General features: G+C 46.9%; 25 protein-coding genes. 24 read left to right on the top strand and 1 reads right to left on the bottom strand.

Going from position 1 to position 24113, the window contains the following annotated elements; genetic code table 11:
- Positions 1 to 142 precede the first annotated feature (142 nt).
- Together ACP4IT_RS04030 and ACP4IT_RS04025 are read left to right on the top strand one after the other, a co-directional pair.
- Positions 143 to 655: a tRNA (cytidine(34)-2'-O)-methyltransferase gene (locus ACP4IT_RS04030; protein WP_011668185.1), complete on the top strand. Its 513-nt coding sequence runs from the start codon at positions 143 to 145 to the stop codon at positions 653 to 655.
- Between the two features lie 18 nt (positions 656 to 673).
- Positions 674 to 3019 carry a DNA translocase FtsK gene (locus tag ACP4IT_RS04025; RefSeq protein WP_011668184.1) on the top strand — a complete coding sequence of 782 codons (2346 nt, stop codon included), beginning with the start codon at positions 674 to 676 and terminating at the stop codon, positions 3017 to 3019.
- Between the two features lie 59 nt (positions 3020 to 3078).
- On the opposite strand, the gene ACP4IT_RS04020 is transcribed toward ACP4IT_RS04025, so the two are convergent.
- Positions 3079 to 3201, bottom strand: a complete 123-nt coding sequence (locus tag ACP4IT_RS04020; protein ID WP_011668183.1) for a DUF4044 domain-containing protein — start codon at positions 3199 to 3201, stop codon at positions 3079 to 3081.
- Positions 3202 to 3372: 171 nt separating this feature from the next.
- On the opposite strand from ACP4IT_RS04020, the gene ACP4IT_RS04015 reads away from it, so the two are divergent.
- From ACP4IT_RS04015 to ACP4IT_RS03910, 22 genes are all read left to right on the top strand, one after another.
- Positions 3373 to 3726 (top strand): DUF3397 family protein, encoded by a 354-nt coding sequence (locus tag ACP4IT_RS04015; protein WP_024526741.1) that lies wholly within the window; start codon positions 3373 to 3375, stop codon positions 3724 to 3726.
- 210 nt (positions 3727 to 3936) lie between these two features.
- Positions 3937 to 4368: a division/cell wall cluster transcriptional repressor MraZ gene (gene mraZ / locus ACP4IT_RS04010; RefSeq protein ID WP_011668181.1), complete on the top strand. Its 432-nt coding sequence runs from the start codon at positions 3937 to 3939 to the stop codon at positions 4366 to 4368.
- A gap of 31 nt (positions 4369 to 4399) precedes the next feature.
- On the top strand, positions 4400 to 5344 hold the full coding sequence (gene rsmH / locus ACP4IT_RS04005; protein ID WP_024855570.1) for a 16S rRNA (cytosine(1402)-N(4))-methyltransferase RsmH: 945 nt from the start codon (positions 4400 to 4402) through the stop codon (positions 5342 to 5344).
- A 44-nt stretch (positions 5345 to 5388) separates the two neighbouring features.
- Positions 5389 to 5784 carry a cell division protein FtsL gene (gene ftsL, locus ACP4IT_RS04000; RefSeq protein WP_011668179.1) on the top strand — a complete coding sequence of 132 codons (396 nt, stop codon included), beginning with the start codon at positions 5389 to 5391 and terminating at the stop codon, positions 5782 to 5784.
- On the top strand, positions 5784 to 7943 hold the full coding sequence (locus ACP4IT_RS03995; RefSeq protein WP_011668178.1) for a penicillin-binding transpeptidase domain-containing protein: 2160 nt from the start codon (positions 5784 to 5786) through the stop codon (positions 7941 to 7943). Before ftsL ends, ACP4IT_RS03995 begins: the two co-directional genes overlap by 1 nt.
- 21 nt (positions 7944 to 7964) lie before the next feature.
- Positions 7965 to 8936, top strand: a complete 972-nt coding sequence (mraY, locus tag ACP4IT_RS03990; RefSeq protein WP_011668177.1) for a phospho-N-acetylmuramoyl-pentapeptide-transferase — start codon at positions 7965 to 7967, stop codon at positions 8934 to 8936.
- 101 nt (positions 8937 to 9037) lie between these two features.
- A complete protein-coding gene (gene murD / locus ACP4IT_RS03985; protein WP_024855571.1) occupies positions 9038 to 10417 on the top strand; it encodes a UDP-N-acetylmuramoyl-L-alanine--D-glutamate ligase in 1380 nt (459 codons plus the stop codon).
- Positions 10417 to 11511, top strand: coding sequence for an undecaprenyldiphospho-muramoylpentapeptide beta-N-acetylglucosaminyltransferase (gene murG, locus ACP4IT_RS03980; RefSeq protein ID WP_011668175.1), 1095 nt, complete (start codon positions 10417 to 10419; stop codon positions 11509 to 11511). The genes murD and murG overlap by 1 nt, the downstream gene beginning before the upstream one ends.
- A 32-nt stretch (positions 11512 to 11543) precedes the next feature.
- Entirely contained in the window at positions 11544 to 12413 is an 870-nt protein-coding gene (locus tag ACP4IT_RS03975) for a cell division protein FtsQ/DivIB (protein ID WP_011668174.1), read from the top strand.
- Between the two features lie 141 nt (positions 12414 to 12554).
- A complete protein-coding gene (gene ftsA, locus ACP4IT_RS03970) occupies positions 12555 to 13883 on the top strand; it encodes a cell division protein FtsA (RefSeq protein WP_011668173.1) in 1329 nt (442 codons plus the stop codon).
- A 21-nt stretch (positions 13884 to 13904) separates the two neighbouring features.
- The gene (ftsZ, locus tag ACP4IT_RS03965; RefSeq protein ID WP_011668172.1) at positions 13905 to 15164 is read left to right on the top strand and encodes a cell division protein FtsZ; all 1260 of its coding nucleotides are present in this window, start codon (positions 13905 to 13907) and stop codon (positions 15162 to 15164) included.
- Positions 15165 to 15199: 35 nt separating this feature from the next.
- Positions 15200 to 15631: a cell division protein SepF gene (locus ACP4IT_RS03960; protein ID WP_011668171.1), complete on the top strand. Its 432-nt coding sequence runs from the start codon at positions 15200 to 15202 to the stop codon at positions 15629 to 15631.
- Positions 15632 to 15643: 12 nt separating this feature from the next.
- Positions 15644 to 15928: a YggT family protein gene (locus ACP4IT_RS03955; RefSeq protein ID WP_011668170.1), complete on the top strand. Its 285-nt coding sequence runs from the start codon at positions 15644 to 15646 to the stop codon at positions 15926 to 15928.
- Between the two features lie 21 nt (positions 15929 to 15949).
- A complete protein-coding gene (locus ACP4IT_RS03950) occupies positions 15950 to 16729 on the top strand; it encodes an RNA-binding protein (RefSeq protein WP_011668169.1) in 780 nt (259 codons plus the stop codon).
- Positions 16730 to 16748: 19 nt separating this feature from the next.
- Entirely contained in the window at positions 16749 to 17459 is a 711-nt protein-coding gene (locus ACP4IT_RS03945) for a DivIVA domain-containing protein (protein ID WP_011668168.1), read from the top strand.
- A 351-nt stretch (positions 17460 to 17810) separates the two neighbouring features.
- Complete coding sequence (gene ileS, locus ACP4IT_RS03940; RefSeq protein WP_024855574.1) at positions 17811 to 20624, top strand: isoleucine--tRNA ligase; 2814 nt, start codon at positions 17811 to 17813, stop codon at positions 20622 to 20624.
- A gap of 102 nt (positions 20625 to 20726) precedes the next feature.
- Positions 20727 to 20951: a cold-shock protein gene (locus ACP4IT_RS03935; protein WP_011668166.1), complete on the top strand. Its 225-nt coding sequence runs from the start codon at positions 20727 to 20729 to the stop codon at positions 20949 to 20951.
- A gap of 1 nt (position 20952) precedes the next feature.
- Positions 20953 to 21495, top strand: coding sequence for an NUDIX hydrolase (locus ACP4IT_RS03930; protein ID WP_011668165.1), 543 nt, complete (start codon positions 20953 to 20955; stop codon positions 21493 to 21495).
- Positions 21496 to 21503: 8 nt separating this feature from the next.
- A complete protein-coding gene (locus ACP4IT_RS03925) occupies positions 21504 to 21800 on the top strand; it encodes a hypothetical protein (protein ID WP_011668164.1) in 297 nt (98 codons plus the stop codon).
- Between the two features lie 22 nt (positions 21801 to 21822).
- Entirely contained in the window at positions 21823 to 22515 is a 693-nt protein-coding gene (locus tag ACP4IT_RS03920) for a 5'-methylthioadenosine/adenosylhomocysteine nucleosidase (protein WP_011668108.1), read from the top strand.
- A 26-nt stretch (positions 22516 to 22541) separates the two neighbouring features.
- Positions 22542 to 23738 carry a cysteine desulfurase family protein gene (locus ACP4IT_RS03915; RefSeq protein ID WP_011668107.1) on the top strand — a complete coding sequence of 399 codons (1197 nt, stop codon included), beginning with the start codon at positions 22542 to 22544 and terminating at the stop codon, positions 23736 to 23738.
- A gap of 1 nt (position 23739) precedes the next feature.
- Entirely contained in the window at positions 23740 to 24081 is a 342-nt protein-coding gene (locus tag ACP4IT_RS03910) for a DUF1831 domain-containing protein (protein WP_011668106.1), read from the top strand.
- The last annotated feature ends 32 nt before the right edge of the window (positions 24082 to 24113 follow it).

Below are 24113 nucleotides of genomic sequence, written 5' to 3'. Positions count from 1 at the left end.
CGAGGAGCTGCTTTTTTTGTCCCATTAATTTGATAACAGATGGGCATCTCACGTTGGGACACCTCTTGTCAAACACTAGCCGAAATGGCTATAATAGTGAGACAGAACGAATGTTTGATAATAGATCGGAGAAGAGAATTTTATGACTAACCACATTGCGCTATTTGAACCGTTATTTCCAGCCAATACCGGAAATATTGCCCGGACGTGCGCTGGTACCGACACCATTTTGGATTTAATTAAACCCTTGGGGTTTTCTGTGGATGATGCCCATCTTAAACGGGCTGGCCTGGATTATTGGGACAAAGTTGATGTCCGCTATCATGAAAACCTACCAGCTTTTCTAGATACCATTTCAGATTTGAGCCAACTATACTTAGTGTCCAAATTTGCGGATCAAGACTATACGGAGCCAGATTACCAGGTGAATGAGCATGATCATTACTTCCTATTTGGTAAGGAAACAACTGGGCTACCAGAGCCCTTTATGCGGCAGCATGCAGAGAAGTGCATTCGGATTCCGCAAGACGACACGCATATTCGGGCTTTGAACTTGTCTAACAGTGCGGCCATTGTGATTTATGAAGTCTTGCGCCAACAACAATTCTTGAATTTAGAGCGGGTTCATCAGTATCCCCACGATAAGCTCAAGTAAGTGAAAGGGGGCAGTTGATTGGCTACGAAACGAAAAACACCCCGCCGGCGCCCAACTAAGCGCAAACCAGCCCATCGCAAGTCAGCTAAACGACAACCATTTCCCTATACGAGCAATGTACTAGGCCTAGTTTTAGTTGCGCTTGCCATGCTCGGATTATTTAATCTAGGGGTTCTCGGCACATTAGCAGCTAATATCGTGCGACTCTTTTTGGGTGACACGTATCAGTTCGGATTAGTGATTATCGGGGCCTTAGGCGTTGCTTTGACGGTCACTGGGACGTGGCCGCAGTTAGCACGGCACTATCTGATTGGCAGTGCGACGATTTACGGTGGCTGGCTCTTGTGGATCAGTGCGAACCATTTTATCGATGCTGATCAGCACCGGCAGTTTATGGCAACCATTTGGCATGCGAGTCTGGCAGACTTGTGGAGTGGTGGACTAACCTCACAACTGGGTGGCGGACTAATCGGGGCCTTTGAATTAAGCATTGTTGCGTGGTTGATTGCACTGCTGGGTGCCCAGATTGCCGCTTGGCTAATTATGGCTGGTGGTGTGATGATTTTCTTCCAGATTCCCTGGGCCAAAGTCGAGCAGGGATTACAGACCGTTTGGCAGATGGTGCATACGGGTGTCCAAGCTAGTGGAACCGCATTGAAACGGGGCAGCGAGCTGGCTAAGAAACGACAGAATCAACGACCATCGAAGCCAGCTTCGGTGGCACCAGCAGTGACGCCAATGGATCCAGATGATAAGGACTTGCCAGAACCAATTGCCCAAGCCAAACCAGCGGCTGAAGAACCCAGCTATCATATCACGGTGGCGGCCAATGAATCAGCTAAGGCGCCAGTCGCACCAGCTACGACTTCTTCTCATGAAGAGGACACGACCGCGGATGCGTTGGCTAGCAGTACACCGGTTGATCCCAATTATCAGTTACCAACGGCGGATTTGTTGAAACAAGTGCCACCAACTGATCAAACGGCGGAGGTTAACGCCATTGATGCGAATACTAAAATTTTGAAACAAACGCTGGATAGTTTTGGCGTTGATGCTGAAGTTAAGAATGTTAGTTTGGGACCATCTGTGACTGAGTATGAGTTGCATCCAGCCATTGGGGTTAAAGTTTCTCGAATTGTGAATTTAGCGGATGACTTAGCGTTGGCTTTAGCGGCCAAAGGCATCCGAATTCAAGCACCCATCCCTGGGAAATCACTGATCGGGATTGAAGTGCCTAATCGGGAAGTCTCGACGGTGGCCTTCCGCGATGTTGTCGAAGCCCAACCGGCTCACCCCAACCATCCGTTGGAGGTTCCGTTAGGACGTAATGTAACGGGACAAGTGGTCACCATGGATCTAACGAAGATGCCACATTTACTGATCGCCGGGGCAACTGGTAGTGGGAAATCGGTCGCCATCAACGATATTATTACCAGCATGTTGATGAATGCACGACCAGACCAATTGAAGCTGATGTTGATTGATCCCAAGAAGGTTGAACTGAGCGTGTACAATGGGATTCCACATTTACTAACGCCGGTGGTTTCTGAACCTAAAAAAGCGGCCCGAGCCTTGCATAAGGTGGTGGCCGAGATGGAACGGCGGTACGAATTGTTCTCACAATTTGGTCAGCGTAAAATTTCTGGTTACAATACCTTTGTGCAAAAGGCTAACGCTGAAGACGGGCAAGAACGGCCGTTACTACCATACATTGTGGTGGTGGTCGATGAATTGGCTGACTTGATGATGACGGTTTCGAGTGAAGTGGAAGATGCCATTATTCGCTTAGCCCAAATGGGTCGGGCGGCTGGTGTGCATATGATCTTGGCAACCCAACGACCGTCCGTTGATGTTATTACCGGGCTGATTAAAGCCAATGTGCCATCCCGAATCGCCTTTGCCGTTTCTAGTGGAACGGACTCGCGGACGATTCTCGATGCTAACGGGGCAGAAAAACTACTTGGGCGGGGCGATATGTTATACCAACCAGTAGACGCCAATGCTCCAGAACGGGTACAGGGAGCTTTTATTCCTGATGAGGATGTCGCTAACGTGGTTGACTTTATTAAGGAACAGCAACCGGCTGATTATGATGACGATATGATGGTCACGGACGAAGAAATACAGCAAGAAGAAGCTGGTGACAGCAATGATGAGCTGTTTAACGATGCCTTGAGCTTCGTGGTTGAGCAACAAAAAGCTAGTACATCTTTGTTACAGCGGCGCTTTCGAATTGGATACAATCGGGCCGCCCGGATTATGGATGATCTGGAGCAACGTGGTTATATTGGACCCCAAGAGGGAAGCAAGCCACGGCAAGTCTATAAACAACCAGACAGCTCTGCTGATGGACCAACGCAATGATCAAATAAAAATAGGTGTCAAGTCCATTTACGGACTTGACACCTATTTTGTGTTGGTAATTACCCCATCAAACCTAATGATGAAATGGCTCCAAAGACGAGTGAACCAATCGTTGCGAGAATCATGATCCAGACGAAAACGTTCGTAATTTTTTGAAATGTTGATTTTTTCTTCTTTTCCATGTGGAAATAGCCACCTCTTTGCGTCTAATTTACTCAATTAGTTTACCGTGGCTACCGCAGAATTGCAACCGGCAGGGGGAAGTTGTCAAGAGCTTGTTACAAATGGCGATTGCAACTCTCATGGGAAATCTCTATAATTAAACGGAAATCAACGTGTAAGGGGATATGAACATGGCGTTTTGGATCACACCTGGTGGTCAGCTCGTAATTTTAGTTGTAGGATGGCTATTAATCCAGGCGGTTAAACGGATTTTGCGGCGAAACTGGCCGAAGTATTTGAATACATGGGATCTAATGGCGCCACTACTACTGCTTTGTTCGGTGTTGTTAATCCCTAATGGTGCTGGAGCCATCTTGCCGTGGTTGGTTATAGGTTGGATGGGAATCGGCATCGCTGTGGCGTTATTGCAGGCAATTCACAACAAGGAGTTACTTTATGGGACCTTTTTGCGAACATTCTGGCGTTTGACTGATCTTTATTGGACAGCTGGTTTTGCCTGCTGCTTCTTACTGGTAATCAGCTAAGATGGCTGTATAAATGCATAAATATTAAGTTAATTGATTATCTACTCATTTTAAGTAAGCGCTGTGAAGCGTGTTAAGCCATGGTGAACACCTGTTCGCCATGGCTTTTTTGTCGTTGGTGGGGAAATTTATAAAAATTCGGAAACGTTGTGGTAGAAAGTGGGGGGGTGTGGTAAACTTGATAGCAGTTACAGTTGGGAGTGATTGGCCATGTTTATGGGTGAATTTGAACATTCAGTTGACACCAAAGGACGACTAATCATTCCCGCCAAGTTTCGGGAGCAATTAGGAGAACAATTCGTGGTCACTCGCGGGATGGATGGGTGTTTGTTTGGCTATCCGATGACCGAGTGGACGGCATTGCAAGAAAAATTAAAAGCGTTGCCAGTCAATCGCAAGGATGCCCGGGCCTTTGTCCGGTTCTTCTACTCCGCTGCAACCGAATGTGAACTTGATAAGCAAGGGCGCATTAATTTACCCAAATCTTTACGAGACCACGCTGCGTTAACTAAACAATGTGTGATTGTTGGGGTCGCAAATCGATTTGAAATTTGGAGTGCCGAACGGTGGAATGATTTTTCCACGAAGGCTGAAGAAGATTTTGACGATATTGCAGAAAATTTGATTGACTTTGGTATGTAGCAATTACAGCTATCTAGAAAGGAGAGTGTTCATGGAGGACTTTCATCACGTCACGGTATTACTAAAAGAAGCAGTTGCGGGTTTAGCAATTAAACCAACGGGAGTCTACGTCGATTGCACTCTCGGCGGTGGCGGCCATAGCCAGCGCATTCTGGAGCAATTGACGACCGGACACTTATACGCCTTTGATCAAGATCAAACGGCGATTACTTACAATGAAGAACATTTGAAAACTTATCTAGATGCCGGCAAATTGACATTTATTAAAAGTAACTTCCGTCAGATTCAAACAGAATTAACGGAACGCGGGATTACCCAGGTGGATGGTATCTTATACGATCTAGGTGTCTCATCGCCGCAATTTGATGAAGCTGATCGAGGATTTAGTTACCAACACGATGCACCTTTGGATATGCGGATGGATCAAAGCCAAAAGCTTTCGGCGTGGATTGTCGTGAACGAGTGGTCATTTAATGACCTACTACGAATCTTTCATCGATATGGTGAAGAAAAGTTTGCGAAACCCATTGCCCGGGCGATTGAACGACATCGTGAGCAAGCGCCGATTGATACGACCGGTCAGCTGGTTGAGATTATCAAAGAAGGTATTCCAGCGGCTGCCAGACGACATGGTGGGCATCCCGCAAAAAAGGTGTTCCAAGCGATTCGCATCGCAGTGAACGATGAATTGGGAGCGCTGGAGGATTCCTTAGAACAAGCGGTTTCGCTACTGGACGTCAATGGCCGAATCAGTGTGATCACTTTTCAATCGTTAGAGGATCGATTAGTTAAAACCATGTTTCGAGAACAATCATCTCTACCGGAACTGCCTCATGGCATTCCAGTTATTCCAGATAATTTGCAACCTGATTTTAAATTGGTTAACCGTAAACCGATTTTGCCGTCAGAAGAAGAGTTGGCAGTTAACCACCGCGCGCACAGCGCAAAATTACGAATTTTAGAAAAAATTAAGTAATGAGTGGCACTCAAATAAATATCGACATAGGAAGATGATAACTTATGGCGCAAAACAGCTTAGCAGAAGCCGTTCCGTTTACCGCGGAGCCGCAACAACGCCCAAACATAGAACAACCCGAACGACAAACACGACAGGCCCCACAGCAGCACCCCCAAGGGGAGAAGCTACCGGTCTCCAAGTTTGAAAAGTGTTTAATGACCGTTTGTGGATTAGCTTTGGCTTTGTTGATGGTTTGTGTGGTATCGTCTAAGATTGCAATGAGTACGGCTGAACATCACTTACAGAGCATTAATAACCAAGTGACAACCATTCAAAATCACAATACGAGCAAGCAACAACAGATTAATGAGTTGCAGAGTCGTAGTCGACTTGATAAAATTGCTAAAAAACAGGGTTTGACTCTCGAAAATGCTAGAATAAGGAATGTAAACAAATAATGAAAGATTCCCAAAAGCGACAAACGATGAATAAGCAACCCAGCAGAAACCGCAAGAGTGTTGGTCGGTTTCTGTTTTACATTTTTCTCGGGGTGTTTATCCTCATCGTCGGTCGCTTTTCGTATATCTCCATCGGCAAAAAGGTCCAAAACGTTAATTTGAGTCGGCAGGCACAAAAACTGTATACGGCAAATGAAACGTTAAAGGCCAAACGCGGGACGATTTACGATGCTAACGGCCAGGCGATTGCGGAAGACACCAGTGTGTATTCGATTTATGTGGTGCTGGACAAACGGCAGGTATCAACGAGTGGCCAAAAACTCTATGCCACAAATAAAGAGAAGATTGCGACCGTGTTAGCCAAAAACTTACCGATCAGTCGCAAGAAAGTTCTGAAGATTTTGAACCCTAGCAAAAAGAATACGTTCCAAGTTGAATTTGGAACGGCCGGGCAAAACATTTCGTTGATGACGAAACAAAAGATTCAGGCGGCCCACTTGAGTGGGGTTAACTTTGTGCAACAAGAAGCTCGGTTATATCCCAATGGGGTATTTGCCTCGCATTTAATTGGGTTGGCACAATCGACAACTAATAAGTCCGGGACAACGAAGCTAACTGGAACCATGGGGATTGAACAAGCGTTTAATCAGCAACTAACGGGAACGAATGGCTCACAAAAGATTAAGAAAGATATGTATGGTTACCAGTTGCCCGGAACGAAACAGAAATACAAAAAAGCGAAAAATGGTGACAACGTCTATACAACATTGGATACCCGATTACAAACGCTGTTGGAAACGGAAATGTCTAGCGTTCAAAGTCAGGTCCATGCCAAATCAATGAATGCCGTCTTAATGAATGCGAAAACGGGCGCGATTCTCGCGGCAACACAACGGCCCACGTTTAATGCGTCAACCAAGTCGGGCCTCAGCCAAATTTGGCGGGATACGTTGGTTCAGGATGCTTACGAACCGGGGTCAACGATGAAAATCTTCACGTTGGCTTCTTCAATTAATAGTGGAAATTATAATGGTAACGCGATGTATCAATCAGGGAAATACAGAATTGGGACCCAGACAGTTCCCGACTGGAACACGTCCGGATGGGGCACAATCACGTACAATAAGGGATTTGCTTTATCCAGTAACGTGGCAATGGCTCATTTGGAACAACAGATGGGGGCTAAAACCTGGCGTAAATACATTAATCGTTTCCGCTTCTTGAAGAGCACGAAGTCAGGGTTACCTGGTGAGTTGACAGGAAGTATTGCCTTTGAACGCCCAATTGAGCAAGCAGATACGGCATTTGGTCAAGGAATTCAGGTTACCGTTTTCCAAATGTTACAAGCCTTAACGTCTGTCAGCAATAATGGGACGATGATGAAGCCGTACGTGATTAGCAAAGTCGTCGATCCCAATACGAATAAGACGGTCAAAAAGTATTCACCAACTGAGGTGGGTAAGCCAATTTCTGCCACCACGGCTAAGAAGGTTCGGCAGCATATGGAAGACGTCGTGTATAAGAGCTACGGGATTGGTAGTGACTACAAGATGGCTGGCGAACGAGTGGCGGTTAAAACTGGGACGGCACAGATTAGTAACGGCAGTGGGTACCTAAACGGTGATAATAATTACTTGTACTCTGTTGCGGCTATGGTGCCAGCAAGTCATCCGAAATACGTGATGTATATTACGATGAAGCAACCCACGCTGGGGAGCAAAACGGCGACTAAGTTATTGGCGTCGATCATGAAGCCAGTTATGGCGCGGGCTTTGCAAGAAGATACGCAAACCAAGCAGACTACAAGCACCAAAATGCCATCGGTTGTTGGTCAAAGTGCCACTAGCGCAACCACGAAATTGACAAAGGCCAATACGCAAGTGACAACGTTGGGGACCGGTAGCAAAGTTACTAAACAGTCTGTCGCGGCCGGAACCACACTGTATTATGATGAACGGGTCTTTTTAACCACAAGTGGTGCGGTTAGCATGCCAAGTTTAACCGGCTGGTCGAAGGGCGATGTGGTAAAATTAGCACAGTTGGAAGGTTTGAAGCTGACTGTGTCAGGTGACGGTTATGTGACGAAGCAAAGTATCAAGACGGGGACGACCCTGTCAGCGAATGACACCTTAACGGTTACTTTGAAACAAAATAAATGAGAATGAGGATTGAGTAAGACAATGATGAATATACTGTTGCCCCTGTTGGGTGGATTTATAATTACTGCGGCATTTATGCCCGCGTTGATCCGGTATTTCCGGGCACGGCATGAAGGTCAAATGATTCGTGAAGAAGGCCCAACGTGGCATGAGAAAAAATCGGGAACGCCTACAATGGGGGGCCTCCTATTCATTGTTGCGATTGCGGTAATGACGCTATTGACCAGCTGGGTACTAGCGCCTCATCATATGTTACCGACAACGTGGATTTTAATTTTTATCCTAGTACTCTACGGGGCGTTAGGCATGTGGGATGACAGTATTAAGTTATTCCACCGACAAAATGAAGGTCTAAAGGCCTGGCAGAAAATGCTGGGGCAGATCGTTGGGGCCCTCATTTTGTTTTGGGTCTACACGCATGAACAGTTACCAATGGCGCTACATGTGCCAGGAATTGGTAACTGGCACATGAGTGGCTGGTATGCTGTGTTTGTCATCCTCTGGTTGGTCGGCTTTAGTAACGCGGTGAACTTATCAGATGGATTAGACGGCTTGGTGAGCGGGTTAGCCAGCATTGCCTTTGCGGCGTATGGTATTGTCGCTTGGCAACAGGCCCAGATTAATATTGCGATTTTCTGTTTTGCCGTAGTCGGCAGTCTTCTCGGATTTCTTATCTTCAATCACAAACCAGCTAAGATTTTCATGGGTGATACCGGGTCATTGGCCTTAGGTGGCGCCTTAGCGGCAGTTTCCATCCTGTTGCACCATGAATTATCCCTGTTATGGATCGGGCTGATATTTGTGATCGAGACGGCGAGCGTTATTTTGCAGGTTGCCTCATTTAAGCTAACGGGTAAGCGGATTTTCCTGATGAGTCCAATTCATCACCACTTCGAAATGAAGGGGTGGAGCGAATGGCGGATTGATTTGACTTTTTGGGGTATTGGTTTGGTCACGGCTCTGAGTGGTGTTTGGGTGATCTTGGCAAAGTAAGTTTTGGTCGACTAATGGGCTAACTGGCTCGTTAGGAGTCGGTTAGTCCTTTTTTAGTGAAAGTAAGTCAATTAACGATGAATGGAGAGCGAACGGTTATTATGAAACATCTCACGACATATCAAGGTAAAAAAGTCCTCGTATTGGGGTTAGCAAAGAGTGGTGTCAATGCGGCGCGACTATTACGGAAATTGGGGGCTCAGGTCACCGTCAGTGATGTTAAACCGTTGGCTGAAAATCAGGACGCGCAAGAGTTACAAAACGACGGATTTACGGTAATTACGGGAGAACAAACAGCCGATCTATTAGATCCCGGATATGATCTTGTCGTTAAAAATCCGGGAATCTTTTATGATGTGCCGGTGGTTAAACGGGCATTGGCTGATAAGGTGCCCGTTATTAGTGAAATGGAACTGGCTAGCGAAGTTGCTGAAGCCGAACTGATTGCGGTCACTGGTAGCAACGGAAAAACGACGACGACCACGATGATCCAAAAAATGGTTGACCATGATCGGCGTGCTGGCAAGGCTGTGTACGCTGGAAATATTGGGATTCCTGCGAGTCGGGTTGCCCAAGCGGTGACGGCTGATGATACGCTAGTATTAGAGGTCTCGAGCTTTATGCTGGTGGGAACAACCACCTTCCATCCCCATATTGCCGTGTTGACCAATATCTTCTCCAATCACTTGGATTACCATAAAACACGGGAAAACTATGTCGCTGCTAAGATGAAGATTACGGCTAACCAAACGGCTGATGATTACTTTGTGGTAAATTTCGACAGTCCGGAACTTCGCGAGCTTAGTGAACAGTCAGCGGCGCAAGTAGTGCCATTTTCTCGGGAAGCACGGTCGCAAGCCGGTGCTTATGAATTGAATGGTGACTTGTATTTCAAAGACGAGAAGCTAATGGCGGCCAGCGATATTAAAGTCCCTGGTGACCACAACGTTGAAAATGCACTAGCAGCAATCGCCGTAGCTAAGATCAAAGGGGTCAGCACCGCGGCAATCGTGGCTGTATTACGTAGCTTTGGCGGTGTTCGCCACCGAACGCAATATGTCTTAGAAGCAGACGGTCGTCAATACTATAATGATTCTAAAGCAACCGATATGGAAGCTACAGAGATGGCCTTGAAGGGGTTCACTGCACCAGTTGTCTTAATCGCTGGTGGATTGGATCGGGGCTATACGTTTGAGAAGTTGGTTCCTTCATTGAAGGCCCATGTCAAGGCCGTAGTGCTGGTTGGACAAACGGCGAAATTATTAGAAGATGCCGCTAAAAAAGCTGGCATTCAAACGATTCGACTGAGCGAAAATGTAGAGACGGCAGTGCCTACAGCTTACGAACTGAGCGATGCCGGTGACATTATCTTGTTGTCACCAGCCAATGCCAGTTGGGATCAGTATCCAAACTTTGAAGTTCGGGGCGATAGATTTATTAAGGCGGTTGAACAATTAACCGGCAAACAGGAGGAAAAATAATGCGATTAATGGTATCAGGTGGTGGGACTGGGGGCCACATTTACCCGGCACTTGCTCTGATCAAGGCGCTAAAAAAGCGCGAACCGAATTCCGCAGTGATGTACGTTGGATCTGAGCGTGGTTTGGAAAGTACGATTGTTCCGGCTAAAGGGATTCCATTTCAAGCAACGCGCATTCAAGGGTTTAAGCGGTCCCTCTCGTTAGAAAATTTCAAGACAGTCTACCTGTTCTTAAAGAGTGTTCACGAGGCTAAAAAGATGATTCGGCAATTTAAACCGGATGTGGTCGTTGGCACGGGGGGCTATGTGTCAGGGGCGGTTGTCTATGCGGCAGCCCGGCTACACGTGCCAACGCTGATTCACGAACAGAACAGTGTGGTTGGCATTACGAACCGCTTTTTGAGTCGTTACGTTGATCGAATTGCCTACGTCTTTGACGCCGCCTTAGATCAATTGCCAGTGAATAAAATGGTCAAGACTGGGAACCCACGAGCGCAGGAAGCTGCTGAGGTGGTCAGTCACTTTAGTTGGACCGAGTATGGACTTCAAGATGATGTGCCCACATTGCTGATTTTTGGGGGCTCCCAAGGGGCTTTGAAGATTAACGCCGCCACGGTTGCGGCGATTCCTGAATTTAATCATCGTGAGTATCAAGTTGTGTTTGTCACTGGACAGAAGCGCTACGACGGTGTGATGGCCCAGTTAAAAGGTACGACTGTTGCGGATAATGTTGTGATTAAGCCATACATTGGAAATATGCCGGAAGTGTTACCTCGGGTTGCGGCCATTGTTGGTCGGGCTGGGGCAACCAGTTTAGCTGAGATCACGGCTGATGGGATTCCATCAATTCTGATTCCAAGTCCGTATGTAACGGCGGATCACCAAACCAAGAATGCAAATTCCTTGGCAACGGTGGGGGCAGCTGAGATCATTAAAGAAGCTGACCTGACGGGTGAGACGTTAATTGCAAAGGCTGATCAATTAATGACCAATGATGCGTTGCGACAAGACATGGCAACGGCCTCTAAGCAACTTGGTGTACCCGATGCGGCTGATCGGGTGTTGGATGTGGTAGAAGCTTTGAAACGTGACTAGACCAATTTCAATGAGATAGGAGGTGAATAATCGTGAAATTCCGGCTAAACCGTCAGGAGTCTAAGCAGCAGCGTTCTTTGACGCCTTGGGAGCAGTACCAGGAACAAGCAAAACAAAAGCGCCGACAGCAGCAGCGTCAGGCGCGAACGCCCAAATGGTTTCACCAAGCTAAACGGATTGGTGATAAATTACCACGGCTCAAGCATCAACGAAATCGGCAGTTAGTTCGGCGACTGGCCATTCTATTAACGAGTTTCACGGTTGTTATCCTAGCTATGGTCTATCTGGTATCACCATTGAGTCATTTACAACGTGTGCGGGTAACCGGGGCGCATGCGCTATCGGTTCATCAGATTCAAACGGCGACCGGTGTGCTGCCAGGCGATTCGATTTTTAACGTGATGGGTCACGAAAAGAAGTTGCAGCAACAGGCGTTGCAACGAAATTCGCGGCTAAAAAAAGTCACGGTCCAGTTTCATTTACTTAATCACGCGACCATTCGAGTCACAGAATATGTGACTGCGGGCTATGTGATGAGGCAAAATCGTTACTATGAGGTACTAGAAAATGGTATTGTTAGTCAACAGTCGGTGAGCCAGCCTAAGAGTGGTACCCCAGTTTACGGGCAATTTAAGACGACCAAACGGCTACACCGAATGATTTTGCAGTATGCTAAGTTAGATAGTGACATTAAGAGTAGTATCAGTGAAATCCAAGATTCACCGACTAAAAGTAATCCTGATCGCGTTCATTTGTTTATGAATGATGGCAACGAGGTTTACGCTAGTATTCCCAGTTTCGCTAAGAAAATGGCCTATTATCCAAGCATTGCGGCCAAGATGAAACAAAAGGGTGTGGTCAATCTGGAAGTGGGCGCCTACTCATATGCGTTTAAAAAATAATTTCATTTTGATTGCATTGCGTAAAAAAGCGTCATTTAGGCTTTTTCAACCCCTATCAAGTGTGTTAAACTGAAAATTATTAGGGAAAAAGCGAATTCATGCAGTGTTATAAGATCATTAACTTAGGAGGTTCCTTTTTCTATGGATAATTCAGGGATGTACGTTGGCCTCGATATAGGAACCACCTCAATAAAAGTCATTGTTGCTGAGAATGTTAAAGGGCAAATGAACGTTATTGGTGTGGGAAATGAACGTTCGAATGGTGTCAGTCGCGGGGTTATCGTGGATATTGACAAGGCAGCGGAAGCAATTCAGCGCGCCGTTCGACAGGCCGAAGAAAAGGCTAGTATCGAGATTCACGATGTGATTGTGGGAATTCCCGCAAATATGTTAAAAATTGAACCTTGCAGCGGCATGATTGCCATTGACGATCAGTCACGAGAAATCACTGGGCGTGACGTTCGGAGCGTGGCCACGGCGGCTTTGATTCAAAGCCTGCCGCCAGAACGAGAAGTTGTGGATATTTTAGCCGATGAATTTGTCGTGGACGGTTTTGATGGGATCAAGGATCCCCGTGGTATGGTGGGTGTTCGCTTAGAGCTTCATGGTACCTTATTCACCGGGCCCAAAACGATTATGCACAACACGCGCAAAGCCGTAGAACAAGCCGGGCTACATCTCCGCGGCACGGTAATTAATCCGATGGCGCAAGGGATGATGGTGATGAATGATGGTGAGCAAGACTTTGGCACGGTCTTGATTGACTTAGGTGGTGGCCAAGCAACTGCCGCTGTGATTCATGATCATCAGCTTAAGTATGTGGACGTGGATCAAGAGGGGGGCCAATTCATTACCAAGGACATCTCCGTGGTCTTGAATACGTCACTGGACAGTGCAGAAAAGCTCAAGCGTGACTACGGCTATGCTGATTCAACGCAGGCTAGCGATGAGGATGAATTTCCGGTTGACGTGGTTGGTCAAAGCCAGCCAACGCCAATTTCAGAAAAATACTTAGCAGAGATTATTGAAGCACGGTTGGACCAAATCTTTAAACGACTACGTGCTAATTTAGATAAGGTACAGGCTTTGGAACTGCCAGGTGGCATTGTGTTAACTGGTGGGGTAGCAGCTTTGCCGGGCATTACAGATCTGGCAACGGATGAATTTAATACCAATGTCCGGGTTTACGTTCCGGATCAGATGGGATTACGTCATCCATCATTCACTTTGGCTTTAGCCTTGGTGAACTACTATGGGGGACTGAGTGAAATTGATTTACTCATTAAGAGTGCATTAACGGGCTCCACCCAATTAGCCGATGAAACCGACGAGATTCGTCAACGCGAACAGGTTGCTGAAGATGCGGCCAACGAAGCGGCGCAGGTAACTCAAGGCAAATCAGCGAAACCAAAACAGAAGAAAAATCGGACCGAAGGCATTAAAAAGTTCTTCAGCGACTTCTTCGACTAACCTGAGATGGAGGAATACACAATGGAATACTCATTAGATTCTGCGCAGAACAATGGCGCAATCATTAAAGTTATCGGTGTCGGTGGCGGTGGAAACAATGCGGTTAACCGGATGATCGCGGAAGACGTTAAGGGTGTCGAGTTTATCGTCGCTAACACCGATGTTCAAGCACTTGAGGCCTCAAAAGCCGAAACCAAGATTCAATTAGGACCGAAATTAACGAAAGGACTTGGCGCGGGTGCCAATCCAGAAGTTGGTGCCAAGGCAGCTGAAGAAAGCGAAGAAGCAATTACCGAAGCCTTGGATGGTGCCGATATGGTCTTCGTTACTGCCGGAATGGGTGGGGGTACTGGTAACGGTGCCGCACCGATCGTGGCTAAGATTGCCAAGGAAAGCGGCGCGTTAACTGTTGGTGTCGTGACCCGACCATTTAGTTTTGAAGGCCCACGGCGGGGACGGTTCGCTGCTGAAGGGGTTGCCCAAATGAAGGAAAACGTTGATACGTTGATCGTCATTGCTAACAACCGCTTATTGGAAATTGTTGACAAGAAGACGCCAATGATGGAAGCCTTCCAAGAAGCTGACAATGTTTTACGTCAAGGGGTTCAAGGCATCTCTGACTTGATCACGAGTCCTGGCTACGTTAACTTGGACTTTGCTGATGTTAAAACGGTTATGAAGGATCAAGGTGCGGCCTTAATGGGAATTGGGTCTGCTAATGGTGAAAACCGGACAGAAGACGCAACCAAGAAGGCTATCTCATCACCACTTCTGGAAGTGTCAATTGATGGGGCTGAACAGGTCCTGTTGAACATCACTGGTGGTCCCGACTTGTCCTTGTTCGAAGCACAAGCGGCCTCACAAATTGTGTCCGATGCGGCTACGAGTGACGTTAACATTATCTTCGGGACATCAATTGATGAAGATCTGGGCGATGAAGTTCGGGTTACGGTTATTGCCACAGGAATTGATAAGAAAAAAGAAGAACGCGAAGCGGCTCACAGTCGCGTAGCACGACGGGCTGAAAGCCAAAACCGGGCTGATAATGCAACCGAAACACCAGCAAAGGAAACCGAAAAGGATCCATTCGGAAACTGGGACATTCGTGAACCAGCTCATCGACCAGAACCAACTAGTTCGGCGGCTAACACCAATAACGAATTCGCTGGGGTTGATAAACCAGATTTTAATATTTTCAATCCGAACCAGAATGATAGCTCGGCTTCAGATGATAACAAGAGTGAAGATACACCACCATTTTTCAAACGGCGGCGTAAGTAACCGTTTGGAATTCGTTGTGAGAGGAGTGGCGAATCATGGCGGAAAAATTTAGTCTCAGCAAGTTTTTCGGGATGAATGATGAGTATGACGATGACTACGCGGAAGAGCCAACACCGGCAACTAAGTCAACGCCAACACCTCCAACTCGGCCGAATGATAGTCGGAAGGTGGTTGCTATGCGAACTGCAAAACCTAATGCCAGTCATATCGCGATTTGTGAACCGCGAATCTACTCGGATGCCAAGTCAATTGCTAAACAATTGACGAACGGTGATGCAGTCATCGTTAATTTTGCCCGGGTTGATGAAGCACAGGCCCAGCGAATTGTCGATTTCCTTAATGGAACTGCGTACGCTGTAGGTGGCGAAATTAAACGAATTGGGGAACAGATTTTTCTATGTACGCCCCATAATTTCGAAGTTAGTGGTGATGTGGCCGCTAATCTAGGCACGCAAGTCACACGATAAAGGAGCGACATTGTGTTAACTTTAGTCTTATGGATTTTTAAAGCCTTAAACTGGCTAGTCAGTGCCTATATATTACTGATCGTGGTGTATGCCCTATTAAGCTGGTTACCTGGCGGTTATCAGTCTAGATTTGGCCAAATTGTGGGGCGCTTGGTTGAACCCTTTTTGCGGTACTTCGAATTTATTTCGTTGGGACCGATTGGGTTTGGGCCAGTAGTAGCGATTGTGGTCTTATCGTTGGTCCAATATGGGTTACAGGCCCTACAAATAATGATTTTAAATTTACTTTTTACGTAGCAACGCTAGGAGGCGAAAACGTTGGATGAGAATGTGTTACAACATTTTCGGTCGGATGAAGCGCCGCTGATTGATGCTGTGGGGGGCTGGATTCAGCAGTCACAAGACGAATACCGGCCCGTTCTCACCAACTTTTTGAATCCGCGGCAGGTTTATATCGCAACAACTCTCGCACAGCGAGCCGATGTGCCAGTTCGGTTTAATGGGGGTTATGCCCACGCTGAAATGCAGCGGGCCCTATTTTATCCAGACTACTATGAACCCGTGGCTAAAGACTTTGAATTAGCAGTTTTGCGGGTCGATTACCCAGTGAAATTTGCCACCTTACATCATAGTCAGATTCTGGGGACATTGCTAGGCGCTGGGATTGAACGGGAAATTCTTGGTGACATTTTAACCGATGGCACTACCTGGCAGGTCGTCACTGAGGCGGGGATGGCCGATTACTTAACTGGGCAGGTCGACCGAATTGGTCGCGTTAAGGCGCGGTTACAGCTCGCCGATTTTGCTGACTTGGTGCACCCCTTAAGTGAGTGGACAGCAGAAGGTGCGACCCTGTCATCATTGCGGTTGGACAACATCGTGGGGACTGGGTTTCATTTATCCCGGCACCGCGCTAAAGAATTGATTGAAGCCGGTCATGTGCGATTAAATTGGGCGGAAACGCAAAAGCCTGACTATGAGCTAGATGTGGCCGATATTGTTTCGGTCCGGGGATTTGGTCGGATTCGCTTAGATGAAGTCGGCGGTCGGACGAAGAAAGATAAAATACGCGTCACACTAGCGGTACTACAGAAATAGATGCGGAGGGAACAGTGCAATGGTATTAAGTCCATTAGATATTCATAATAAAGAGTTCGGCACCAAGATGCGGGGCTACAACGTCGATGAGGTTAACGATTTCTTGGATCAGATCATCAAGGATTACCAAATCACGTTGAACCACAACAAAGAATTAGAAGAACAATTGGATGCGGCTAATGGGAAACTCAAGTATTTTAACGACTTGAAGGATTCCTTGAATCAGTCCATCTTAGTCGCGCAAGAGGCCGCCGATAAGGTGAAAGCCAACTCTCAAAAGGAATCGGAAATTATCATTCGCGAAGCCCAAAAGCAGAGTTCAGATATTGTTTCTGAAGCGACTAATAAGGGGAACCAAATCATGGCGGAAGCATCGAAGCGAGCGAAGAAGCTGGCTGTCGAAACGGACGACTTGAAGAAGAGTACCCGGGTCTTCCGCCAACGGCTTCAGGTAATGTTGGAAAGCCAGTTAGAAGTGGTCAAGTCTAACGATTGGGACAGCTTGCTTAAGGAAGGTTCCATGTCGAGCTACGAAGAAATCAAGAAGGTCGTTGGCGATCGACTTGACAATGAAGCGGCTCAGGGCGTACACTCAAAGCCTGAACAAACAGTTGCGGAACCGACTGAAGAAGCTGTGACTGAAGCACCCGTTACGGATGGTGGGGACAATGGTGAAACTGTTGTGATCTTCCCTGAAAATGACGACGAGCATTTTGATCAAAATAAATAATGGCATGAAGAACCACGTCAACTAAAAAGATGGTTTTAGCGAGTTAGCGATAGTGGAAGGCTAACAGCCCGCTCTTTTAGGTGATATCACTCTTCCAAGCTCTGTAGCCGAATCACAGTAAGCTATAGCGAGAACGTCGCGATATGACGATTGAGGGTTAATGTTAGTTGAACATTAACCGAATTTGGGTGGTACCACGAACGATTTCGTCCCTTGACGAGGTCGTTTTTTGTTTGCCATCAGTTAGATTGATTCTAGGCAATTGATTTGGTGGACCGGTGAGCTGAGACCAGACATGGTTTGAGCTCACCGGTTCACCAACCGAGAAACATCACTTAAGGAGGAAATGGTATGCGAGTAAAAGACACGCTGAACTTAGGCAAAACCAAGTTCAAAATGCGCGGTAATTTACCGGTCAAGGAAGTTGATCGGCAAAAAGCTTGGGCCGAAAACAAAATGTATGAAGCCCGCCAAAAGTTAAATGAAGGGAAGCCCACATTTATTTTACATGATGGGCCGCCATATGCGAACGGTCCGATTCATATGGGGCACGCGTTGAATAAGATTTCCAAGGATATCATTGTCCGCTACAAGTCAATGAGTGGCTTCCGGGCACCTTATGTTCCCGGTTGGGATACCCATGGCCTACCAATTGAACAGCAATTAACGAAGGCCGGTTACGACCGCAAGAAGATGTCAACGGCCGAATTCCGTGATTTATGTCGGGAATATGCATTAAAGCAAGTTGATCAACAGCGAGAGGGCTTCAAGCGACTAGGGGTCTCTGCTGAATGGGATAATCCATATCTGACCCTAAAGCCAGAATTTGAAGCCGCCGAAGTTCGCGTGTTTGGTGAAATGGCTAAACGGGGCTTGATTTATAAAGGAAAGAAGCCCGTCTACTGGTCCTGGTCATCTGAATCAGCGATGGCTGAAGCTGAAGTGGAATATCACGATGTTACGTCACCTTCTGCTTTTTATGGTGAGCAAGTTGTCGATGGTAAGGGCGTCTTAGATACGGATACGTACCTAGTTGTTTGGACCACCACGCCATGGACGATTCCGGGTTCTGAAGGAATCACAATTGATGCTGGGATCGAATACGCTGTGGTTAAACCAGCTAATGATGACCGCAAGTTTGTGTTGGCTGCTGATCTGGTCGATCAAAATGCAGAAATGTTCGGTTGGGAAGACGTTCAGGTTATCAAGACGGTCATGGGTCAAGATCTAGATAACGTGACGGCACAACACCCATTTATTGCGGATCGAAAGCTAGTTGTGATGCTGGGTGACTTTGTGACAACTGAATCTGGGACTGGCTTGGTTCACACGGCACCAGGTTTAGGGGAAGATGACTTTAACGTGGGTGCCTTGTATCACTTGCCAGTCTTAGTTCCCGTTGATGACAAAGGATACATGACAGCTGAAGCCGGTGCGGATTTTGCGGGTGTCTTCTACGAAGACGCAAACCAAATCGCTTTGGATAAGTTGAAGGCGGCTAACGCACTGCTGAAGTACATGCCTTATGAGCACAGCTACCCATTCGACTGGCGGACTAAGAAGCCAGTTATCTTCCGGGCAACGCCACAATGGTTTGCTTCTGTTGACAAGATTCGGGATGAAATTTTAGCCCAACTCAAAGACGTCAAGTTCCAACCAGACTGGGGTCAACGGCGCTTAGCCAACATGATCAAGGACCGGGGCGACTGGGTCATCTCTCGTCAACGAGTTTGGGGTGTGCCACTACCAATCTTCTATGGTGAAGATGGTGAGGCCATCATCACACCAGAAACGGTTGATCACGTGGCGGACTTATTCGCTGAATATGGGTCAAACATCTGGTTCAAGCGAGAGGCTAAGGATCTCTTACCTGATGGGTTTACTAGTGAACATTCACCTAATGGCGAGTTCACTAAGGAAACTGATATTATGGATGTCTGGTTTGATTCAGGGACTTCCCATCAAGGCGTGTTGGCTGAACGGGATTATTTGGATTTCCCAGCCGACTTGTACCTTGAAGGGTCCGACCAATATCGTGGTTGGTTTAACTCAAGTCTGATCACTAGTGTTGCGGCGACTGGTAAGGCACCGTACAAACAAGTGGTTTCTCAAGGCTTCACGTTGGATAAAGATGGGCACAAGATGTCCAAGTCTTTAGGCAACACAATTGCCCCAGACGAAATCATTTCAAAAATGGGGGCCGACATTGTCCGGCTCTGGGTGACATCCGTTGACTCTTCTGCCGACGTTCGCGTCTCTACCGAAGCCTTTGTGAAGATTTCGGATAGTTACAAGAAACTGCGGAACACCATGCGGTACTTGCTGGCCAATACCAGTGATTTCGATCCGCAGACAGATGCAATTGCAGTTGATGATTTACAACCGGTTGATCGCCACATGTTGTATCAGCTTAATGAATTTGCCAAGAGCGTTCGTGCTCACTATGATCACTATGACTTCTTGAATATCTACAAAGAGCTGATTAACTTTGTCGTCAGCGACTTGTCAGCGTTCTATCTCGACTTCGCCAAGGATATCTTGTACATCGAAGCCGCTGATAGTCCAGTTCGTCGGTCGATGCAAACGGTCTTCTACCAGATTGCTGTAAGTTTGACCAAGTTAATCACGCCAATTCTGCCACATACGGCTGAAGAAATCTGGGACTTCTTGAAGGAACCAGAAGACTTCGTTCAATTAGCAGAAATGCCGGCTGTTCTAGAATTGACCGATGCTAACGAACAACCGGACGATGGACATCAGTCAGCGTGGGATCATTTCATGACGTTACGAAGTCATGTTTTAAAGGCCTTGGAAGAAGCCCGCGATGCTAAGTTAATTGGGAAGGCTGCTGAAGCGCACCTTGACTTGTACGTGGACGAGGAAACTAAGCACCTACTCGATCAATTGAATGTGAATGTTCAACAAATCTTGTTGGTTTCTGGTTTAGACGTCGCCAGCTTAGATCAAGCACCAGCAGATGCGTTGACGTTTGACCACTTAGCGGTGAAGGTCACGCCAGCGGCCGGTGAGGTTTGTGATCGTTGTCGGTTGACCAAAGAAGACGTTGGGAGCGACAGTGCTTACCCACACTTCTGTGCCCGGTGTGCCGCTATTGTGCGGCAGAATTTCCCGGAAACGGCTACTGAGGGATTTGACGAAAACTAAAGATCACTAAGTTTTAGGAAACGGCAGCGCTCCGGGAGACCGGGGACTGTCGTTTTTGTGTGAAAACGAGTATAATTTGTTCTATGTAATGGGAGGGATACCATGTTAACCGGAAAAGTGAAGAGTTATAACGAGCAACGCGGCTTTGGGTTTATCACAACCCCCGCTGATGGTGATGTGTTCGTGTATTACACGGGCATTATTGGCGAAGGCTTTCGTAAATTAGAAGCGGGACAAACTGTCCAATTCGTGATTGTCCAAGGGATGCGTGGTCCTCAAGCGGCCAAAGTGACCCCCGTTGTCACCGCAAGTACTGAGGAGGATTAACATGGATTTAGAAGAACATGTTGAATCGACAGAGGAGCTTTATAATGGGGTAATCATCAAGGTTGAACGCCAACAAGTGCGTTTGCCTAATGGTGACTCTGCTTCTCGTGAAATTGTCCGACATGCTGGTGCTGTGGGGATTTTAGCCCTGACAGCAGATAATAAAATGATTTTAGAACGCCAATGGCGAGCACCAATTGCGGCAGCAACGTTAGAGATTCCAGCCGGAAAACTCGATCAGCGTGATGCGGATAATGTTGAACACGCCGTCATTCGTGAATTAAATGAAGAGATTCGGTATCAACCCGGGCAACTAAAACGGATTACCGGTTTTTATTCCAGTGTTGGTTTTTCCGATGAATACATGACGTTATTTTTGGCAACGGATTTAAAACCCGTGACGACTGAATTACCGCGAGATCAGGGGGAAAATCTGGAGTTGCTGACAGTAACCAAGGAAGAAGCCCAAGCGATGATTGATAGTGGCGAAATCAATGACGCCAAAACGATTACGGCCATCTATTACTGGCTATTACAGAAGTAGGTGACGATATGCGTAACGATTGGCAAGATCAAGATGAACAACCCAAAACACGAGCTGACTATCGGCGAGAACAAGAACGTGCTGAGCAGGATTTCCAGGAGCGCGATCGTAAACGGGTGGAAGTGGAAAAAGAGTACGCCCGCACGCATGGTCGATCGATGCCCGAGGATGGTGCTGATGATCATCAGCGCATCAGTCCGGCGGAACAAAAGCAACAACGTTTGGGACGACGATTAAATTGGGCCATTGGCTGGCTTGTCGTCTTAATTGTCATTGTGTATCTAATTTTATTTTTAGTTGATTAAGACTTAAGGAGTGGACAGCAACATGACATTTGGCATTATCTGCGCCATGGAAGAAGAAATTAAAGAATTACACGAAGCCTTGGTGGATGCTAAGACAACCAGCATTCACGGTTTGGAATTTTACACGGGTACCATTCATGACCAAGCGGTTGTGTTGGTTCGTTCTGGAATTGGTAAAGTGGAAGCCGGATTGACGACGGCCCTGTTAATTACACAATTCAATGTAGATTTAGTGATTAATTCTGGTTCTGCGGGAGCCTTGGCACCGGACTTAAATATTGGTGATGTGGTGGTTTCAACCGAAACGGCCTACCATGATGCCGATGCCCGGGCCTTTGGCTACGAATACGGGCAATTGCCCCAGCAACCTGCCCGATTCATTGCGTCTAAAGAATGGGGCGATAAGATTGTGGCCGCTGCCAGTGAAACGGGGCTGACAACGAAGCAAGGCTTGATTGTTTCTGGTGATCAATTCTTAAATAGCCCAGCTGTCATTAAAGAAATTATGGGTTACTTCCCAGATGCCCTTTCCGGTGAAATGGAAGGCGCGGCGGTCGGCCAAGTGGCGCATCAATTTGATGTGCCTTATGTGGTCGTTCGGGCAATGTCCGACAATGCCGACAATAATTCAGGCGTTGATTTTGATGATTTTATTATTGATGCGGGTCATCGTTCCGCACAGATGTTATTAGCTCTGCTAGCAGCACAGAACTAGCACGGGTGATTCAGGAGGTTTTGAGCGTGCAAGAGATTCACATTGACAATAGCAATGCAGTTCACGAAATTTATTTAGACAATGCGGCGACGACCCCATTAGCCCCAGAAGTTTTGGCAGAAATGACCAATAAGCTGGCAACGGTGTACGGTAATGCGTCAACGTTATATGGCTTAGGTCGTCAGGCCCATACGATTATGGAAAATAGCCGGCAGGTAATTGCGCAGAGTATTAATGCCGCTCACGACGAAGAGATTATCTTCACCAGTGGGGGCAGTGAAAGTGATAATACGGCGATCACACAAACGGCGATGGCCCGTCAATCATTGGGTAAGCATATTATTACGACCGCGATTGAGCATGAAGCAGTCTTGCGGCCGTTACACGCTCTTGAAGAGCAAGGCTTTGAGGTGACCTATTTGCCAGTTGATGAGCAGGGACGGATCAGCCTAGATGATTTTAAAGCAGCCTTGCGAGATGATACGATCTTGGTAACCATCATGATGGGGAATAACGAGGTTGGCAGTCGGATGCCCATTCATGAAATTGGCGATATTTTGAAAGACCACCAAGCTTGGTTCCATACGGATGCCGTCCAAGCTTATGGTTCATTGGATATTGATGTGCAACGTGATCATATTGATATGTTATCGACGTCTGCACACAAGATTAACGGCCCTAAGATGATTGGTTTTCTCTATAAACATGAGGGCGTTAATTTTCCAAGTCTAATCAAGGGCGGCGACCAAGAAGAAAAGCGACGTGCAGGCACTGAAAATGTTCCGGCAATTGCAGGCTTTGCTACCGCAGCGCAGTTGTTAACGCCAAAGGTGAAGGCTGAAAAGCGAACACGGTTCCATGGCTTTAAAGAGCAAGTGGTTCAAGGCTTGACGGCTAACGGCGTTGACTTTGCTGTTAATGGGTCACTTGAAGGCGAAAATCTGGAACATGTTTTGAATATTTGGATTAAGGGGATTTCCACGTATGTCATGCAGACAAACTTGGACTTGGCCGGAATTGCCGTTTCGGGTGGGTCAGCTTGCACGGCCGGATCGATTGAACCGTCGCACGTGTTGACTGCGATGTTTGGTGCGGACAGTCCCCGCATCGCCGAATCCATTCGATTATCATTTGGTCAGCAAACAACGCGTGATGATATTCAGGCATTCGTTGACAATGTGACGACCATTGTCAATCGGTTATCCCACAGTGAGGTGAAGTAGGATGTTATTTGAAAAACAGATGCAAGTTGATGGTGATACAGAGACATATGAACTGCACCCCAACATCAAGCCGTATGCATTAAAGGATGTTGGCTTTCAAGTGTCCAACGCTGGTAATTACACATTGGAGCGGTCCGTTGATCCCACGTCACCATACAATAAGAATCAAATGTTAAAGGTGACGGTAGCCAAGGATCTGAGCGGGTTTAAGATGGCCACGACCAACGCTTCCGGTAATCGCCGGATTAACATTTTTAAAGGGCCCCACGCCACTGAAAATGTCGAGCAATATCACTTTATCTTACAGAATTTAATGGACCGAGAAATTCTACAGAAAAAATAATGAGACAAGTAGGCCGAAAAGACATGACTTTT

This window comes from Levilactobacillus sp. LN180102 (genome assembly GCF_050106635.1).
GTDB lineage: Bacteria > Bacillota > Bacilli > Lactobacillales > Lactobacillaceae > Levilactobacillus > Levilactobacillus brevis.
This window is presented reverse-complemented; position numbering and strand designations above follow the sequence as displayed.